Raw genomic sequence first — 13,191 nt, 5'->3', positions numbered from 1 at the left:
CATCAGCCTGGGCTTAACGCTTAGGGTTCAGCGTCAGGTGCACATGACGGTTCACGTCCTTGTACAGCAGGTAGCTGAACTTGCCTGGGCCGCCGGCGTAGCAGGCTTGCGGGCAGAAGGCGCGCAGCCACATGAAGTCGCCGGCTTCCACTTCGACCCAGTCCTGGTTCAGGCGGTACACCGCCTTGCCTTCCAGCACGTACAGGCCGTGTTCCATCACGTGGGTCTCGGCGAACGGAATCACGCCGCCCGGCTGGAAGGTGACGATGTTCACGTGCATGTCGTGGCGCATGTCGGCCATGTCGACGAAGCGGGTGGTGACCCAGCGGCCTTCGGTGCCCGGCATTTCGATGACGGTGGCGTTGTCACGGTGGGTAACGAACGACTCGGGAACGTCCAGGCCTTCGACCTTCTGGTAGTGCTTGCGCAGCCAGTGGAAGGTGACGTTGGACTTGCTGTTGTTGCGCAGGCTCCACTCGGCGCCTGGGGCCAGGAAGGCGTAGCCGCCCGGTACCAGGGTGTGGTGCTTGCCTTCGACGGTGATGTCCAGTTCGCCTTCGACGATGAACACCACGGCTTCGGCGTTCGGGTCCAGCTCAGGGCGTTCGCTACCGCCTTCCGGGGCCACTTCGACGATGTACTGGGAGAAGGTTTCGGCAAAACCGGTCAGCGGGCGAGCGATGACCCACATACGCATCTTGTCCCAGAACGGCAGGTGGCTGGTGACGATGTCACGCATCACGCCCTTGGGGATGACGGCATAGGCTTCGGTGAACATGGCACGGTCAGTCAGCAGCTCGGTCTGAGCCGGGTGCCCACCGTGGGGGGCGAAGTAGGAATGGTTCGACATGGACGATCTCGACTTGTTGTTCTCTCCCCATGCCGTGAACCGCACCGGCCGGTGCGGCGCAGGGGATGTGGCGACAGAATAGGGTCGAGTGTGTGCCATCCACAAATTAAATGTTGGAATACCCGGTATTTGCCGGTTGAATGCGTACTTGTCGGCCTGCGTGCTCTTCCGGCAAGCGGTCGCCTTGGCCGAAAAGCTTGTGGCGCAAGGTGCCTTCGGCATAGCTCAGCGGGTAGCGGCCACGGCGTTGCAGCTCGGGCACCAGCAACTCGACCACATGGGCCAGGTCGTCCGGTTGCACTGCGTAGGTCAGGTTGAAGCCATCGATGCCGGTCTGGTCCAGCCAGCTTTCCAGCTGGTCGGCCACCTCGCTGGCAGCACCCACCAGCACCGGCCCACGGCCACCCAGGCCAATGAATTCGGCAGCCTCGCGCACGGTCCAGCGGCGGTTCGGGTCGGCGGCGGTGAAGGCGGCCAGGGCTGCGCGGCCGGCATCGTTCTCGACGTATTCGATCGGCGCATCGGGGTCGAGGCCGGCAAAGTCGATGCCGGTCCAGCCCGACAGCAGCGCCAGGGCAGCATCCAGGTCTACATGGCTGCGGTACTCGGCGAAGCGCGCCTCGGCCTCCTCACGGGTGGGGGCAACGATCAACAGCGCCTGGGCGTAGATCAGCACCTCGTCCCGGCCACGCCCGGCCACCTCGCTGGCCTGGCGGATACCGTCGGCGTAGCGGCGCAGTACCGTGGGCGTCGGCCCGCTGATGAACACGCACTCGGCGTGCCGCGCCGCGAACTGCTGGCCGCGTGCCGAAGCACCGGCCTGGAACAGTACTGGCGTGCGTTGCGGCGAAGGTTGGCACAGGTGCATGCCTGGCACCTGGAAGTGTTCACCCACATGGTTGATGGGGTGCACTCGGGCAGGTTCGATATAGCGTCCGCTGTCACGCTCCAGCAGCACCGCGTCTTCCTCCCAGCTTTTTTCCCATAGTTTGTACAGCACCTGCAGGTATTCCTCGGCAAGGTCATAGCGCTGGTCGTGGCCCAGCTGGCGCGCCAGGCCCAGGTTGCGCGCGGCGCTGTCGAGGTAGCCGGTGACGATGTTCCAGCCGACCCGGCCATTGCTCAGGTGGTCGAGCGTGGACATGCGCCGGGCGAAGGGGTAGGGGTGTTCGTAGGTGAGCGAGAAGGTGACGCCGAAGCCCAGGTGCTCGGTAACCCCGGCCATGGCCGGCACCAGCAGCAGCGGGTCGTTGACCGGCACCTGCACGCCACCGCGCAGGGCGGCTTCGGGGCCGCCCTGGTAGACGTCGTAGATGCCCAGCACATCGGCGATGAACAGGGCGTCGAACAGGCCGCGTTCAAGCAGGCGGGCCAGGTCGGTCCAGTAGTCCAGGCGGTTGAAGGCAACGCTGGTGTTACGTGGGTGGCGCCACAGGCCGGGGGACTGGTGGCTGGCGGCATTCATGCTGAAGGCGTTGAAGCGGATCGGGCGGGGCATGGTGGGCGTGCTCCGCTCAAGGCAACACGGAAGCCGGGTAGACCGCGTCGGCTACCTGCAGCTTGCGTGGAATCAGGCCTAGGCCCTGGAAGGTATCGGCCAGCTTCTGTTGCTCGGCAACGATCTGCGGGGTAATGGCCACGGCGTTGTAGTTGCGCCGCTCGCTGGCCACTTGCAGCACGCTGGCGTTGATCCCCAGTTGCGGAGCCAGCAGCGCGGCGACTTCGGCAGGCTTGGCATTGGCCCACTGGCTGACCTTGCCCAGCTCGGCGAAGAAGGTCTTCAGCAAGGCGCGATGCTGGTCGGCGAAGCTGGCGGTGGACAGGTAGAAGGTGCGGTTGTTGGACAGACCGCTGCCATCGCGCAGGTTCTTCAGGCCCGGTTGGCTTTCTGCCGCGGCAAGGAACGGGTCCCACAGGGTCACGGCCTGGACGCTGCCCGATTGCAGGGCGGCCACGGCATCGGCGGCGTTGTTGACATAGGCCGGGGTGATGTCCTGATAGCTGAGGCCGGCCTGTTGCAGGGCAACGGCCAGCAGGTACTGGGCGTTCCAGCCGCGGCCAGTGGCCACGCGCTTGCCCTTGAGGTCTTGCACGCTGGCCAGGTGGTCCTGCTCGCGTACCACCAGGCCGATGCCGCGTGGGTAGGGTTGCTCGGCGGCCAGGTACACCACTGGCTTGCCTGCGGCCTGGGCGAACACCGAGGGTGCGTCGGCGGCATGGCCGAGGTCGATGGCGCCAGTGCTCAAGGCTTCGAGCAACTGCGGGCCGGCGGCGAACTCGTGCCAGCTGACTTTCACCCCTTGTGGCGCCAGGGCCTTCTCCAGGGCGCCGCTGCCCTTGAGGATGTTGATGCTGTTGAACTTCTGGTAACCGATGCGCAGAGTGCTGGTTTCGTCAGCCAGGGCTTGGGACCAGGGCAACAGGGTACTGGCGACACTGGCCAGCAAGCCGCCGATCAACAGGCGGCGCAGGGGGGAGAAGGCACGGGCGGGCATGGGCATTGCTCCTTGAGCTGGAAGGGAAACGATGTGCCCAGACTAAGGAGGTGGCGTTTGGCTTTCAATTTTTATATTCCTGTTGGTTAGATTGTTTTGTTATTTTTATATCCTTTTGTTTTGTAACGATTGGTCCGTTTCGACATTTTTTTCACATTCGCTTGCTAGGCTCCCCGGCATTCCCGAGGAGCCCTACATGTTGCACATCCTGCGCAAGCGCAGCACTCCTATTGCCTTGGCCGCAACCGCCGGCCTGCTCACCGCCACCCTGGGCTTCTTTGCCTGGCAGAGTTTCTACCCGGTCCAGGCTGCCTCCGGCTGGGACGTCGAGGTGCTGCACCGCGATGTGACCAAGGCCGCGTCGCTGCTGCCGCAAGCCGATGGCAGCCTGCTGGTCAGCCGTGAACTGGATGATGGCCGTGGCAGCATCCTCAGGATTACCGCTGAAGGCGACCGGGTGGTAGTCATCGACAACTTGTCCAAGCCAGACGGCATGGTGGCAGCGCAGGGTGGCTGGGTGTTCAGCCAGGAAGGCGGGCTGGCCCCGGTCAGCCTGGCCCGCGATGGCCAGGTCACGCGGCTGTTCGACGGCGAGAGCGTGCAGGGCCTGTGGAACGACGGTGAGCACCTGTACGCCATCGAGGACCGCAAGGGCAATGGCCGTTTGATGCGTTATGACTGGCGCAGCGGCCAGCTCGATGTGCTGCGCTCCGGCCTGACCGAAACCGAAGGCCTGACCCGCTGCAGCGATGGGCGTTTGCTGTATACCGAAAAGGCCTACGGCAAGGTCCGCGCGCTGTCCCACGATGGCCGGGACCCGGTGGTGGTCGATGGCCTGCGCAACCCGACGTTCCTGTTCTGCGACCAGCGCGGCCTGTGGATCAGCGAAGACAACACCCACCGAGCCCGGCTGCTGCGCATCGATGCCGACGGCTCGAGACAGACCGTGCTGTCGTTCCTCAAGGCGCCCCAGTCGATCGTCGCCGATGGCAAGGGGGGCTACCTGCTGGCCGAAGGCGGGCGCAACCGCGTGCTGCACCTGACACCGCCGCTGGAGCGCAATACCGCCCAGCGCGACTGACCCGGCGCCTGGCTGGGCAGGCGCCGTTTGCAGATGGCCAGTAGCCGTGGCTGGTGGCCACCCGACCAACAGCGCGCTTCCCTGCATGGCTGCGCTCACGGATAATCCCCCCATTCCAATAAACAGCCTGTGAGTGGGTATGAGTGATTCCGTAGTCAGCCTCGGCCAGCCTGAAACCGAAGGGGGGCGCAAGACGCGCAAGAACAACCCCGAGAAAACGCGCGAGGACATCCTCCAGGCCGCCATCAACGAGTTCGTCCAGCAAGGGCTGGCCGGTGCCCGCGTCGACGCCATTGCCGAGCGCACCGCCACTTCCAAGCGCATGATCTACTACTACTTCGGCAGCAAGGAGCAGCTGTACTGCGAGTGCCTGATCAAGCTGTACGGCGATATCCGCAAGACCGAGCAAAGCCTGGACCTGGAGTCGCTGCCGGCCGAGCAGGCGATCCGCCGGCTGGTGGAGTTCACCTTCGATCACCACGACCGCAACGTCGATTTCGTGCGGATCATCTGCACCGAAAACATCCACTACGGCGAGTACGTCAAGCAGTCGCCGGCGATTCGCGAAATGAGCAGCCTGGTGCTCGAGGCCTTGGGCAATACCTTGCGCCGTGGGGTGCAGGAAGGTGTGTTCCGCGCCGGCATCGAGGTCATCGACCTGCACATGCTGATGAGCTCGTTCTGTTTCTATCGGGTTTCGAACCGCCACACCTTTGGCGAGATCTTCCAGATCGACCTGTCCGACGAGCAGGTCAAGGCGCGTCACAAGGCCATGATCTGTGATGCGGTGTTGCGGTATATCCAGATCGAGCGCCGCCCCTGAAAGTTTTCCATTGCCTGGGCCGGCCTCTTCGCGGGTAAACCCGCTCCCACGGGATCACCGCTGTCCCAAAGATTTGCACAGCACCTGTGGGAGCGGGTTTACCCGCGAAAGGGCCGGCTCAGGCGACACATGAATGAAGCCTTGCTGCTCACTCGCCCAACCGCTGCTCACGCGACGGCGGGTAGCCAAAGTAGGCCGCATAGCACTTGCTGAAGTGCGACACCGAAACAAACCCGCAGGCCACTGCCACCTCCATCACCGACAGGTCGGAATACTGCAACAGCCGGCGGCTCTTGGTGATGCGTAGCTCCATGTAGTAACGGCGCGGCGAGGTGCCCAGCTGGGCCTGGAACAGGCGGTCGATCTGCCGGCGCGAACGCCCGCTGTAGGCGGCCAGCTGGTCGAGGCTGAGGGTTTCCTCGAGGTTGTTCTCCATCAGTTCGACGATGGTGCGCAAATGCAGGCTCATGGACTTCTTCGCGCCCGGGCCGACCTGGCGGTAGCGGGCACCAGAGAACGACAGGATTTCCTCGACGCCTTCGGCCAGGCCGTCGCCATACAACCGGCGCACAAGGCCAAGCATCAGCTCCATGGCACCATTGGGGCTGGCAGCGCTGAGGCGGTCGCGGTCGAGGGTGAAGCTGGCCGGGGTAATCCGCGTCTGCGGGCTGCGCTCGGACAGGCTGGCACGCTGTTCGGGGTGGATACTGCAGCCATAGTCGTCCAGCACCCCGGCGCGGCCGAGGAACCACGCGCCGTTCCACAACCCGCCCAGGGCCATGCCGTGGGCCGCGCAATCGCCCAGCAGGCGGTCAAGCTCGGGGTACTTCAATGGCGTGCGCAGGCCGCCGCAGATCACCAGCAGGTCCAGCTCATTCAGCGCCTCGGCAGACAACTCGGTGGCCACCAGCTCCAGCCCCAGGTCGCTGAGCACGCGGTCGCCATCCAGCGACAGCGGGGTGAACCGGAAGCTGTCGGCGCGCAGCAGGTTGGCTGTGACCAGCACGTCCATGGCCACCGTGAAGCTGGCCATCGAAAAGTGTTCGAGCAATACGAAATCGACCCGATAGGGGGCTTGGGCATTGGCGCTGGTGGACTTCAGCCGCAGCATGTTGCTGGTACTGGTCTTCTTGCTGAACTGGCGTGGCGTGGGCACTCTGGACTCCGCTTGCTGGCTGGCCTCGAGAGTGTGGCGGGTGGCCGGGGGAAAGACAATCTCCCGGGTGGCCGTGTCGTGTTCCAGGTCGTGTTCAGACAACCTGTCTGGCCTGGCCCGTTGCCGCTATGCTGATGCTCCCGTCACTGAGGATGCCCTTGATGAAGTACGCCACTGCCCTGTTGCTTTGCCTGATGCCATTGCTGGCCAATGCCCTGGAACCGGGCGACAGGCTCGCGCCGTGGACGCTGCTCGACCAGCACGACCAGGCCTGCAGCCTCGACGCCGGTACGCAAATCTTGCTGGTGGCGCGCGACATGGATGGTGCCAAGCTGGTGAAGGCGGCGCTGGCCGACCAGCCCGAGGGGTATCTGGAAGCGCGCAATGCGGTGTTCGTTGCCGACATCCAGCGCATGCCGGCGCTGATCAGCAAGCTGTTCGCCATCCCCGTCATGCGCGATTACAACTACCGGGTGCTGCTCGACCGCGACGGGCGGGTGGCCAGCCGTTATCCCGGGCAGGATGGCCAGGTGCAGTGGTTGCAACTGGAACAGGGCAAGCTGGTGAGCCAGCGGGCATTTGCCGACGCGCCGGCGTTGAAGGCGGCGCTGGAGACTGCACCACGGCATTGAGAGCGGTTACTGCACCCTGAGCGGCCTTGTGTCGCGATGGGCTGCGCAGCAGCCCCCTGCGGTCCTTTGTAGGGCAAAAATCCTGGGGCTGCTGCGCAGCCCATCGCGACACAAGGCCGCTCCTACAAAGGGCCGCGGTGCCATGCCGCCAGGCAAATCAATCTGAACCCTCGGCAGCCTCTGCAACCCAACCCATTACATGCCAAATGGGAGAGCGCTCATGGAAATCGGAACGATCTGGATCATCATCGCGGCCTTTGTGATTCTGCTGGAAATCTGGGCCATCTGGCACATCATCGGCAGTGACCGGCGCGCCGAGCGCAAGATGCTGTGGATCGTATTCGTGGTCTACGCGCCATTCCCAGGCTTGCTGTTCTGGGCCTGGCGTGGCCCCCGGGCGGTGAAGGGCAGGGCGGTGCTGGAGGAAAAATGACAGTGCGCGACATCAGGCGCGGGGGCGCCTGATGCCGGCCCTTGCGCTAGACGATGCTGAAACGGATCGCCGACCCCAGGCCGTCGACCATCAGGCAGCCATAGAATTTTACACTCGTCAGCACACGCAGGCGCTTGAGCTCCGCGTGGATTAGATCGCGGATCCACCGTTCGGCCTCGTTGGCCCGGCCAACAGGTGTGACGCTGTCTAGCTGAACCTGCCCCAAAAGGGTGGTTTCGATGTGTTCGACGGTATCCAGCCCGATGTTCTCGCGCAAATGCTGGCGTGCCTGTGCCGCATCATATTCATCCGCATCCGGATCGCGTGGCTTGATGGTGTAGGCGAGTAGAAATTGATGTTTGCTCATGGTGTTTTCCTTGTTGCATGCAGGCCTCCATGCCGGGGCCTTGCAATCTAGCGCCTGGCGGCCACTGCGCATACAGACGCGTGGTTCAAGGAAGCCAGCGCGCTGTGCGAAACGTCTTACACCTGGCGCCTGCTTCGCGGGCAAGCCTGTTCCTGAAAGCCGCGCTTGACCTCAAGTTGACTCAAGGTTCGATACTCCGTCCCTCCTCCAACTGATCGAGGGCTTATCGTGAGCCATTCAACCGCGTTCCAGCTGAGCAATCCCGATGGCCTGTACGACCCCAGCGGCAATGCCTATTCCCATGTCGCCGAGGTTCGTGCCGACAGCCGCCTGCTGTTCATCGCCGGCCAGGGCGGGGAGGATCGCAACGGGCGGCTGTCACCGCTGTTCGCCGAGCAGGCGCGTCAGGCGCTGGCCAACCTGGAGATTGCCCTGGAGTCGAAAGGCGCCAGCCTGGCCCAGGTGTTCAAGCTGACCCTGCTGATCGTCGAGCATTCCGAAACGCGCCTGCATGAGTGGGTAGCCGAGGCTGACAAGGCCTGGGGCCCAGGCATGAAACCGACCTGTACGCTGATACCGGTACCCCGGCTGGCGCTGGACGGCATGCTGGTGGAGATCGAGGCGTTGGCAGCGATATAGGCCCGGGCGATTCGGTGCTGGCGTCAGATAAACACTATGTTGTATATCGGTGCTCGCCCTACCAGCATGGCAACCATTGATCTCAGAGGTGACCACACCATGAGCACCGGCACCACAACGCTCACCGGCCGCAAGGCCCGGGCCTGGGTCTGGCCTGCACTTTTCAGCCTGGCGGCCTTCGCTGCCAACTCGGTGTTCTGCCGGCTCGCGCTGAAGGATGGGGCCATCGACCCGGCGTCCTTCACCGTGGTGCGGCTGGCCAGTGGTGCACTGTTCCTGCTGCTGTTGATCCGCCTGCGCAAACCCGCGCTTGCCATGGGGGGCAGCTGGCGTGGCGGCCTGGCGCTGTTCCTCTATGCATTCCTGTTTTCTGCGGCGTACCTGCAGTTGGGCGCAGGCGCGGGTGCCTTGCTGCTGTTCGGCGCGGTGCAGATCACCATGTTCGGCTTCGCCTGGTACAAAGGCGAACCTGTCACCGCGCGGATGCTGCTGGGCATGCTGATCGCCTTTGCCGGCCTGCTGGTGCTGCTGCTGCCCGGTACCGCGGCGCCCCCCTTCGCCAGCGCCTTGTTGATGGCTCTGTCCGGCGTGGCCTGGGGCGTGTACACGCTGCTGGGCAAAGGCTCACCCCGGCCGCTGGCCGACACCGCTGGCAATTTCGCCCGGAGCCTGCCGTGCCTGGTATTGCTGTCGCCGATGTTGTTAATGGGTGCCGGCTGGCACCTGAGCCCGCTTGGCTTGCTGTATGCGCTGGGTTCCGGGATGCTGGCCTCGGGTGCGGGCTATGCCGTGTGGTACAGCGTGGTCAGGCAAATCAGCGCGCAGCAGGCGGCGACCATGCAGCTTGGCGTCCCGGTGATTGCAGCGTTGGGCGGGGTTGGCCTGATCGGCGAGCCATTGTCGTTGCGCTTGCTGGTGGCGTGCGTGGTGGTGTTGGGCGGTATTGCCCTGGCGCTGGCATCGCGGCGTTAAAAGAAACTGCGTTGCGCCTTGAGCGTGACCATGCTGTCGCAATAGGTGTTGATGCCCGAATACGCATCACACCCGCCACCACTGAGGTTGGAGTTGCTGTAGATCAGGTTCAGGTCGATGCCGAGCCAGGGTCGGGAGAGCTCCAGCGACCAATCGGAAAAGGCATGCACCTGGCTGCCACCATCAATGGTGAATGGCGTACCCAGGCGGTGATGGGCTAGCTTGACGCTCAGGTCGACCTCAAACAGCGGCAGTTGGCCGAAGTCGGCGAACAGCGTGCCGGTGCGGTTATCGGGGTTGTCGCGTAGCGCCCCACCGAAACGGCTGCCCAGCACCGAAACGCCACCGTACAGGGCATAGCTGTCGGGGCCAGCGATGTTTGGCTGACTATAGTGGATCAACCCCACCTCGTAGCCCAGGCTGCTGTCGAACTGGTGCTTGTAGCCCAGGTAACTGTCCAGCCTCAAGGTGGAGTCGGGCGTCACGCCCATGCTCGGGGCGTACTGGCCGAGGTACCAACCGTTGGGGTGGCTGAAGTCGAGGCCGCCGTGGAACGCACCGATGGCGCTGGGAGATATCAGCCCTTGGGCCATGCTGCGTGAGGGTGTGGTGCCGAGCGTGAAGTCGAAGCCGCCCAGTTCGCGTTTGATCTGTTGGGCCAGTAGCACGGGGCTGAACAGCAGTGCAGCACTCAGCAACAGAAGGGGCCTGGTCATGGTCTCCGTCCTGGAAGGCTTGCGATTGAGCGGTAGAGCATACCTGTGCAGGTAACGGGAGGGAACCGCTGGCTGGCCCACTCAGCCTTTGGTCGAACGGTCGGCGTCGGCAGCTTCGGTCACCACAGGCAGGTTGCCGGCACGCTGGATTACCCGCCGTTGCTGCTCGTAGTCGTCAAGCGACAGGCCACGGCGTTGCAAGGATTCCAGTTGCAGTTGACGGGTTTCTTCGGCGGTGTAGGGGCGCAGTTCGGGGTGGCTGGCACAGCCGCTGATGATGGCGATGGCAATAGCGGCAAGGGTGGCGGACAGCAGGCGGGCCAAGGTGTTCATCAGGTAGCTCCAAGGGGCCGGGGTGGTGGGCGGCGAGTCGATGGAGCTAGGTTATTCGGCCATGTCGTTCGGCAGAAATTGCCATTCTCGATAGTGACTATCGATGGGTTCAACACGGGTTTGAATAATGTGGAGTACCTGTGGGAGCGGGCGTGCCCGCGAAAGGACCGGTACAGTCAATTACAGATCTCAGCCCAGCCTTGTCATGGATTCAAAGGCAGCAACCACTCCCACCCTTGGAACACGAAAATTTCGCGCACTCGCATCTGGTCAAAAGCAGCGCCATTGCTACCCTTAACCCACGCGGTCTGATCTCATGGAGAGAAGCGATGCGCATCCCATTGACAGCGGTCCTGTTGGTAATCCTGTATCTGAATGCCGCGCCTGCTCCGGTGCAGGCAGAGGATGTACCCGCCCCGGACCCGGCACCACAAGCCGACACGGTCGCGGCCAAGGACCCGGTGTTCACCCAGGAGCAACTGGACCAGATGCTTGCGCCCATCGCGCTGTACCCCGATGCGCTGCTGGCACAGGTATTGATGGCCTCCACTTATCCGGGGCAAGTGAGCGAAGCGGTGACCTGGTCCAAGGCCAACCCCAAGGCCACCGGCGACGATGCCGTCAAGAAGGTGGCGAACCAGCCATGGGACCCAAGCGTACAAGCGCTGGTGGCCTTCCCGCAGGTGCTGGCAACCCTGGGGCAGGACCCGGTCTGGGTGCAGCGCCTGGGCGACGCCTTCCTCGCGCAGCCTGACGATGTCATGGGCGGCGTGCAGCGCCTGCGTCACCAGGCCCAGGCCGCCGGCAACCTGCAAAGCAACCAGTACCAGAACGTGACCGTGCAGGCCGCCCCGGCACCGGCACCGGCCTCCAGCGGTAGCAGCGCCCAGGTGGTTACAGCCAGCAGCCCGCCCACCACCATCATCATCGAGCCGGCCGACCCCCAAGTGGTGTATGTGCCCAGCTATAACCCGACCACCACTTACGGCACCTGGGCCTACCCGGCTTCGCCGCCGGCATACTACCCGCCACCACCCATGTACTACCCCGGTTCCGCGCTGGTGGCAGGCCTGGCCTTCGGTACCGGCGTGGCGATCGTTGCCTCGCTGTGGGGTGACTGTGACTGGGGCAACAACGATATCGACATCGACGTCAACCGCTACAACAACATCAACGCCAACAACCGCATCACCAACAACCAGAACAAATGGCAACACAACGCCGCCAACCGCGACGGCGTACCGTACCGCGACTCCCGCAGCCGCCAGCAGTACGGTCGCCAACTGGACGGCGCTACCCAGCGTACTGCCTTCCGCGGTGACGACGCCCAGCGCGCCCAGGCGCGGGACAAGGCCAGGGCGTCGATGGACCGGGCTGGCATCGAACGGCCAGCCACCAGCAACCGCCAGGCACGCCAGCAGATGCGCGAGGCGCAGGCGGGCAATTCTATCGGCAACCGCATGCAGCCCCGTAGCGACAACCCGAGGGCAACCGACCGCCGGCAGGAAACCCGCAACACCCAGGCTCGGCAGCAGAGCAACCAGGTGAACCAGCGCAGGCAGGGCGAAGGCCAGGGGCGGCAGCTTGCGCAAAACCGGCCTTCCAATACCGCCGGCCGGGCGCGTAACAATGCTTTTGACGGCGTGCGTTCACCCTCACGCACCAGTGCGCAGGCCAATCGTGGTCGCACCAGCCAGTCGTTCGCCCAGCGCCCGAGCGCATCGCGTGCCGCCGGGCACCAGATTTCCCGGCCCAGTGCGCCCGCACGCCGCGGGGGAGGGGGCCGCCGATGAACCGTCAATCGATAGCGGCGCTGGTGATCGCAGCCGGCCTGGCCTGGTCAACCCAGACGGCTGCGCAAGAGGCCTTCCCGACACCGGAAAAGGCCGTGGAATCCTTTGTTGCGGCGCTGGGCGAGGAGAAACCTGATGAAGCCCGCCTGGCCCGATTGCTGGGCGATGACTGGCGTACCTACATACCGCGCGGCGGTGTGCAACGCAGTGATGTTGACACCTTCCTGGCGCAGTATCGCGCGCAGCACAGCATCGACATGTCGGGGGCAAACAAGGCCATCCTCGCGGTGGGCAGTGATCACTGGACGTTGCCCATACCTTTGACCAAAGGCGGCGAGGGTTGGCGTTTCGACCTCAAGGCCGGCAGCGCCGAAATCCGTGCCCGGCGTATTGGCCGTAATGAACTGGGTGCCATGCAATCGATGCTGGCCTACCACGATGCGCAGATGGACTACGCCACCCAGGACCACAACGGCAACGGTGCGCTGGAGTACGCGCAGAAGATATTCAGCGAGCCCGGCAAGCATGACGGGCTGTACTGGGACGACGACGGCGATGGCCAGGTCAGCCCGCTGGGCCCGCTGTTCGGCCAGGACATGGTCGGCGACGCCTGGTATGGCTACCACTTCCGCATCCTCGACGCACAAGGCCCATCCGCTCCAGGCGGTGCCTATAGCTACCTGATCGGTAACCAGATGAGCCGCGGCTTCGCCATGGTTGCCTGGCCGGCCAAGTACGACGATACCGGGGTGATGAGCTTCATGATCAGCCATGACGGCGAGGTATTCGAGAAAGATCTCGGGCCGCACGGCGACAAACTGGCCAAAGAGATGAAACGCTTCGATCCGGATGACAGCTGGAAGGTGGTAGACGTGCCGACGGGGGATTGAGCCGCTCGGAT

Annotated in this window: 15 protein-coding genes; 8 read left to right on the top strand and 7 right to left on the bottom strand. The window is 64.1% G+C overall.

What is annotated here, in order from left to right; genetic code table 11:
- Positions 1-13 precede the first annotated feature (13 nt).
- The 3 genes from R9B85_RS01410 to R9B85_RS01400 all read right to left on the bottom strand — a co-directional run bounded on the left by R9B85_RS01410 (position 14) and on the right by R9B85_RS01400 (position 3,345).
- A complete protein-coding gene (locus tag R9B85_RS01410) occupies positions 14-850 on the bottom strand; it encodes a bifunctional allantoicase/(S)-ureidoglycine aminohydrolase (RefSeq protein ID WP_013972924.1) in 837 nt (278 codons plus the stop codon).
- Between the two features lie 106 nt (positions 851-956).
- Complete coding sequence (locus R9B85_RS01405) at positions 957-2,348, bottom strand: LLM class flavin-dependent oxidoreductase (protein WP_112252528.1); 1,392 nt, start codon at positions 2,346-2,348, stop codon at positions 957-959.
- A 16-nt stretch (positions 2,349-2,364) separates the two neighbouring features.
- A complete protein-coding gene (locus tag R9B85_RS01400) occupies positions 2,365-3,345 on the bottom strand; it encodes an aliphatic sulfonate ABC transporter substrate-binding protein (RefSeq protein ID WP_326434201.1) in 981 nt (326 codons plus the stop codon).
- A 196-nt stretch (positions 3,346-3,541) separates the two neighbouring features.
- On the opposite strand from R9B85_RS01400, the gene R9B85_RS01395 reads away from it, so the two are divergent.
- Together R9B85_RS01395 and R9B85_RS01390 are read left to right on the top strand one after the other, a co-directional pair.
- The gene (locus R9B85_RS01395; RefSeq protein ID WP_215521276.1) at positions 3,542-4,426 is read left to right on the top strand and encodes an SMP-30/gluconolactonase/LRE family protein; all 885 of its coding nucleotides are present in this window, start codon (positions 3,542-3,544) and stop codon (positions 4,424-4,426) included.
- Between the two features lie 139 nt (positions 4,427-4,565).
- Entirely contained in the window at positions 4,566-5,249 is a 684-nt protein-coding gene (locus R9B85_RS01390; protein ID WP_133972030.1) for a TetR/AcrR family transcriptional regulator, read from the top strand.
- A gap of 148 nt (positions 5,250-5,397) precedes the next feature.
- On the opposite strand, the gene R9B85_RS01385 is transcribed toward R9B85_RS01390, so the two are convergent.
- On the bottom strand, positions 5,398-6,405 hold the full coding sequence (locus tag R9B85_RS01385; protein ID WP_375149495.1) for a GlxA family transcriptional regulator: 1,008 nt from the start codon (positions 6,403-6,405) through the stop codon (positions 5,398-5,400).
- Positions 6,406-6,566: 161 nt separating this feature from the next.
- Between R9B85_RS01385 and R9B85_RS01380 the strand changes: the two genes are divergently transcribed.
- Complete coding sequence (locus R9B85_RS01380; RefSeq protein ID WP_423770754.1) at positions 6,567-7,037, top strand: FAD/FMN-containing dehydrogenase; 471 nt, start codon at positions 6,567-6,569, stop codon at positions 7,035-7,037.
- A 220-nt stretch (positions 7,038-7,257) separates the two neighbouring features.
- Positions 7,258-7,470, top strand: a complete 213-nt coding sequence (locus R9B85_RS01375; protein ID WP_112252961.1) for a PLDc N-terminal domain-containing protein — start codon at positions 7,258-7,260, stop codon at positions 7,468-7,470.
- Positions 7,471-7,516: 46 nt separating this feature from the next.
- On the opposite strand, the gene R9B85_RS01370 is transcribed toward R9B85_RS01375, so the two are convergent.
- Positions 7,517-7,837 carry a hypothetical protein gene (locus tag R9B85_RS01370; protein WP_112252960.1) on the bottom strand — a complete coding sequence of 107 codons (321 nt, stop codon included), beginning with the start codon at positions 7,835-7,837 and terminating at the stop codon, positions 7,517-7,519.
- 228 nt (positions 7,838-8,065) lie between these two features.
- Here R9B85_RS01370 and R9B85_RS01365 point away from each other — a divergent pair, with 228 nt between their 5' ends.
- Together R9B85_RS01365 and R9B85_RS01360 are read left to right on the top strand one after the other, a co-directional pair.
- Positions 8,066-8,476 (top strand): RidA family protein, encoded by a 411-nt coding sequence (locus tag R9B85_RS01365; protein WP_423770753.1) that lies wholly within the window; start codon positions 8,066-8,068, stop codon positions 8,474-8,476.
- Positions 8,477-8,575: 99 nt separating this feature from the next.
- Entirely contained in the window at positions 8,576-9,448 is an 873-nt protein-coding gene (locus R9B85_RS01360) for a DMT family transporter (protein WP_112252958.1), read from the top strand.
- Here the strand turns inward: R9B85_RS01360 and R9B85_RS01355 are convergent.
- Together R9B85_RS01355 and R9B85_RS01350 are read right to left on the bottom strand one after the other, a co-directional pair.
- A complete protein-coding gene (locus tag R9B85_RS01355; protein WP_112252957.1) occupies positions 9,445-10,164 on the bottom strand; it encodes a TorF family putative porin in 720 nt (239 codons plus the stop codon). The genes R9B85_RS01360 and R9B85_RS01355 overlap by 4 nt on opposite strands.
- A gap of 81 nt (positions 10,165-10,245) precedes the next feature.
- The gene (locus R9B85_RS01350) at positions 10,246-10,497 is read right to left on the bottom strand and encodes a hypothetical protein (RefSeq protein ID WP_215521278.1); all 252 of its coding nucleotides are present in this window, start codon (positions 10,495-10,497) and stop codon (positions 10,246-10,248) included.
- Positions 10,498-10,826: 329 nt separating this feature from the next.
- Here R9B85_RS01350 and R9B85_RS01345 point away from each other — a divergent pair, with 329 nt between their 5' ends.
- Both R9B85_RS01345 and R9B85_RS01340 read left to right on the top strand, forming a co-directional pair.
- A complete protein-coding gene (locus R9B85_RS01345; protein WP_112252955.1) occupies positions 10,827-12,290 on the top strand; it encodes a DUF3300 domain-containing protein in 1,464 nt (487 codons plus the stop codon).
- Positions 12,287-13,180, top strand: a complete 894-nt coding sequence (locus R9B85_RS01340) for a DUF2950 domain-containing protein (protein ID WP_112252954.1) — start codon at positions 12,287-12,289, stop codon at positions 13,178-13,180. Before R9B85_RS01345 ends, R9B85_RS01340 begins: the two co-directional genes overlap by 4 nt.
- Positions 13,181-13,191: the final 11 nt, after the last annotated feature.

It is taken from the genome of Pseudomonas sp. NLJ1, from assembly GCF_049486705.1.
Classification (GTDB): domain Bacteria; phylum Pseudomonadota; class Gammaproteobacteria; order Pseudomonadales; family Pseudomonadaceae; genus Aquipseudomonas; species Aquipseudomonas inefficax.
This window is presented reverse-complemented; position numbering and strand designations above follow the sequence as displayed.

Bases quoted from the DNA above. Each gene is read 5' to 3' on its own strand.
- R9B85_RS01410 (WP_013972924.1), bottom strand. From the start codon at position 850: ATGTCGAACCATTCCTACTTCGCCCCCCACGGTGGGCACCCGGCTCAG.
- R9B85_RS01370 (WP_112252960.1), bottom strand. From the start codon at position 7,837: ATGAGCAAACATCAATTTCTACTCGCCTACACCATCAAGCCACGCGAT.
- R9B85_RS01340 (WP_112252954.1), top strand. From the start codon at position 12,287: ATGAACCGTCAATCGATAGCGGCGCTGGTGATCGCAGCCGGCCTGGCC.
- R9B85_RS01345 (WP_112252955.1), top strand. From the start codon at position 10,827: ATGCGCATCCCATTGACAGCGGTCCTGTTGGTAATCCTGTATCTGAAT.
- R9B85_RS01380 (WP_423770754.1), top strand. From the start codon at position 6,567: ATGAAGTACGCCACTGCCCTGTTGCTTTGCCTGATGCCATTGCTGGCC.
- R9B85_RS01390 (WP_133972030.1), top strand. From the start codon at position 4,566: ATGAGTGATTCCGTAGTCAGCCTCGGCCAGCCTGAAACCGAAGGGGGG.
- R9B85_RS01400 (WP_326434201.1), bottom strand. From the start codon at position 3,345: ATGCCCGCCCGTGCCTTCTCCCCCCTGCGCCGCCTGTTGATCGGCGGC.
- R9B85_RS01395 (WP_215521276.1), top strand. From the start codon at position 3,542: ATGTTGCACATCCTGCGCAAGCGCAGCACTCCTATTGCCTTGGCCGCA.
- R9B85_RS01360 (WP_112252958.1), top strand. From the start codon at position 8,576: ATGAGCACCGGCACCACAACGCTCACCGGCCGCAAGGCCCGGGCCTGG.
- R9B85_RS01350 (WP_215521278.1), bottom strand. From the start codon at position 10,497: ATGAACACCTTGGCCCGCCTGCTGTCCGCCACCCTTGCCGCTATTGCC.
- R9B85_RS01375 (WP_112252961.1), top strand. From the start codon at position 7,258: ATGGAAATCGGAACGATCTGGATCATCATCGCGGCCTTTGTGATTCTG.
- R9B85_RS01355 (WP_112252957.1), bottom strand. From the start codon at position 10,164: ATGACCAGGCCCCTTCTGTTGCTGAGTGCTGCACTGCTGTTCAGCCCC.
- R9B85_RS01405 (WP_112252528.1), bottom strand. From the start codon at position 2,348: ATGCCCCGCCCGATCCGCTTCAACGCCTTCAGCATGAATGCCGCCAGC.